A 2,500-nucleotide genomic window follows, 5' to 3' on the forward strand; every position below is an offset into this window, starting at 1 on the left:
TTTCTCCCTTATGGGGAGATTGACGCGTCTGCGTCGGGCTGTTTGACAAGTTAAAATGAAGAAAGAGAAACGTGGACGGCGGAGTCCTTGCGGGTCTCGTTCGATGGGAGCTTCGGCTTCCTGAGGCGGGGCCGGACGAAAGACTTCGGCGGTACACGTTTTGATACAAAGGTTAACACCATCGTTGTTAGCGCTGTGAAGCGCGGACAGCAGGTCGCCAAAGCCGCAAGGTTTTGAACGACTTAGTATGGTGGGACCTCGTCAATACGTTGTGATCAGCCGGTTTAAAGTTTCAAGTCCAACTTGAGAGTTTGATCCTGGCTCAGAGCGAACGCTGGCGGCAGGCTTAACACATGCAAGTCGAACGGGCGTAGCAATACGTCAGTGGCAGACGGGTGAGTAACGCGTGGGAACATACCTCTTGGTTCGGAACAACACAGGGAAACTTGTGCTAATACCGGATAAGCCCTTACGGGGAAAGATTTATCGCCGAGAGATTGGCCCGCGTCTGATTAGCTAGTTGGTAGGGTAATGGCCTACCAAGGCGACGATCAGTAGCTGGTCTGAGAGGATGATCAGCCACATTGGGACTGAGACACGGCCCAAACTCCTACGGGAGGCAGCAGTGGGGAATATTGGACAATGGGCGCAAGCCTGATCCAGCCATGCCGCGTGAGTGATGAAGGCCCTAGGGTTGTAAAGCTCTTTTGTACGGGAAGATAATGACGGTACCGTAAGAATAAGCCCCGGCTAACTTCGTGCCAGCAGCCGCGGTAATACGAAGGGGGCTAGCGTTGCTCGGAATCACTGGGCGTAAAGGGTGCGTAGGCGGGTTTTTAAGTCAGAGGTGAAATCCTGGAGCTCAACTCCAGAACTGCCTTTGATACTGAAAGTCTTGAGTATGGGAGAGGTGAGTGGAACTGCGAGTGTAGAGGTGAAATTCGTAGATATTCGCAAGAACACCAGTGGCGAAGGCGGCTCACTGGCCCATAACTGACGCTGAGGCACGAAAGCGTGGGGAGCAAACAGGATTAGATACCCTGGTAGTCCACGCCGTAAACGATGAATGCCAGCCGTTAGTGGGTTTACTCACTAGTGGCGCAGCTAACGCTTTAAGCATTCCGCCTGGGGAGTACGGTCGCAAGATTAAAACTCAAAGGAATTGACGGGGGCCCGCACAAGCGGTGGAGCATGTGGTTTAATTCGACGCAACGCGCAGAACCTTACCAGCCCTTGACATGTCTATGACCGGTACCAGAGATGGAACCTTCCCTTCGGGGCATAGAGCACAGGTGCTGCATGGCTGTCGTCAGCTCGTGTCGTGAGATGTTGGGTTAAGTCCCGCAACGAGCGCAACCCCCGTCCTTAGTTGCTACCATTTAGTTGAGCACTCTAAGGAGACTGCCGGTGATAAGCCGCGAGGAAGGTGGGGATGACGTCAAGTCCTCATGGCCCTTACGGGCTGGGCTACACACGTGCTACAATGGCGGTGACAATGGGATGCAAAGGGGCGACCCCTCGCAAATCTCAAAAAGCCGTCTCAGTTCGGATTGGGCTCTGCAACTCGAGCCCATGAAGTTGGAATCGCTAGTAATCGTGGATCAGCATGCCACGGTGAATACGTTCCCGGGCCTTGTACACACCGCCCGTCACACCATGGGAGTTGGTTCTACCTGAAGGCAGTGCGCTAACCGCAAGGGGGCAGCTGACCACGGTAGGGTCAGCGACTGGGGTGAAGTCGTAACAAGGTAGCCGTAGGGGAACCTGCGGCTGGATCACCTCCTTTCTAAGGATGGATCTTCAGAAGCTTGCTTCTATCGATCCTCTTTTGAAACATCAGTGGCCAAACATTGGATCAATGTTTGAGCTGCATAGGCGGGACACCGCCGTCTTCGTTTCTCTTTCTTCGCGGACGAACACACGCTGGGGCGTGCTTGATCGTGCATCTGGCGAAAGCTGGTGCCGCAAGCAGAGCCCTTTGTTGTTAGGGCTTGTAGCTCAGTTGGTTAGAGCGCGCGCTTGATAAGCGTGAGGTCGGAAGTTCAAGTCTTCCCAGGCCCACCATATTTGCGCGCTTTGAATTGAGCTGCTGCTGACGTCGACTTTGCATCTGCAAAACGTACTCTTCATTGAGCGTTGAGCATTCGTCTTCTGGAACGGGGGCATAGCTCAGCTGGGAGAGCGCGTGCTTTGCAAGCATGAGGTCGTCGGTTCGATCCCGTCTGCCTCCACCAGAAACTTTGGTGTTGGCGATGGTATCAAAACAACTTCACAAACATTCAGTGTGTTCACAGTGAGCGCTATACGAGCTGCTCCTGATTTAGTCCGCGTAATAACTTCGCTTGTTGGTCTTACGAGATCGACTGCGGGATTTATGACATCGTAAAGAGGAGATCGTTCCGAGGTTCGGATCTGCAAGCAATTGCGGGTGCCGATATCATAATCTCCAGGAATTGAGTGCGAACGCTTTGCTTGCAAGGCTTCCGCGTCTGCAATTCCT

At 53.4% G+C, this 2,500-nt stretch carries 2 tRNA genes and 1 rRNA gene; all 3 read left to right on the plus strand.

From position 1 onward, the window contains the following. Nucleotides 1-299 precede the first annotated feature (299 nt). The 3 genes from AB8A33_RS01800 to AB8A33_RS01810 all read left to right on the plus strand — a co-directional run bounded on the left by AB8A33_RS01800 (nt 300) and on the right by AB8A33_RS01810 (nt 2,234). Nucleotides 300-1,786, plus strand: a 16S ribosomal RNA gene (locus tag AB8A33_RS01800). 201 nt (nt 1,787-1,987) lie between these two features. Next, a tRNA-Ile gene (locus AB8A33_RS01805) sits at nt 1,988-2,064 on the plus strand. A gap of 94 nt (nt 2,065-2,158) precedes the next feature. Next, nucleotides 2,159-2,234 (plus strand) — tRNA-Ala (locus AB8A33_RS01810). Nucleotides 2,235-2,500: the final 266 nt, after the last annotated feature.

Origin of the sequence: Tardiphaga sp. 813_E8_N1_3 (assembly GCF_051811025.1) — a bacterium.
Lineage (GTDB): Bacteria > Pseudomonadota > Alphaproteobacteria > Rhizobiales > Xanthobacteraceae > Tardiphaga.